General features: G+C 39.4%; 1 protein-coding gene. It reads left to right on the top strand.

All coding sequences use genetic code 11. The features are described 5' to 3' along the window. Positions 1-636 (top strand): ABC transporter ATP-binding protein (locus tag B2X72_RS19560; RefSeq protein ID WP_286851161.1); only part of this gene is annotated, 636 nt, incomplete at its 5' end. Positions 637-708: the final 72 nt, after the last annotated feature.

The raw sequence follows: 708 nt of genomic DNA, 5'->3' as shown, positions 1-708 counted from the left end.
ATCGGAAAAACAGGATCCGGAAAATCTACGCTGGCCAACTTACTCCTTCGGATGTATGATATCGACAAAGGAAGTATTCATTATGATAGTCTTGAAATTAAAAACCTTGATTTCAAAAGTTTGCGCCAACAAGTTGGATTTGTCCCACAAGATGTTTTCCTATTTTCAGATACCATTGCAAATAATATAGGCTTTGGTTTAGATCACTTTACACAGGAACAAGTGGAACAGGCCGCCAAAGATGCCGCTGTATACGACAACATTATAGCTTTTGAAGATGGATTTGAAACCGCCGTTGGGGAACGTGGTATCACCCTCTCCGGTGGACAAAAACAACGGGTTTCCATCGCACGCGCTTTAATTAAGGAACCCAAAGTATTGATTTTTGATGACTGTCTTTCAGCCGTGGATACAAAAACAGAAGAAACAATTCTCCGTTCGCTAAGCCGCATCATGAAAGGCAAGACCTGTATTTTTATTGCCCATCGCATCTCGACAATCAAGAATGCAGACCATATATTGGTGATGGATCAAGGAGAAATTGTGGAACAGGGTACACATGCTGAATTGATGGAGAAAAGAGGTGAATATTTTGAACTCCATGAAAAGCAATTACTCGAAAGTGTCGAAGGATAATTAAAATATCCCTGAATTCAGCTAAAGGATGTAAGGGATATCTCTCCTAAATTTGACTTAAATATTTAAGTC

Origin of the sequence: Sphingobacterium sp. UBA7253 (assembly GCF_002472745.1) — a bacterium.
Lineage (GTDB): Bacteria > Bacteroidota > Bacteroidia > Sphingobacteriales > Sphingobacteriaceae > Sphingobacterium > Sphingobacterium siyangense.
Note: the sequence above shows the minus strand (reverse complement) of the source record. Positions and strands in the feature narration are given on the sequence as shown.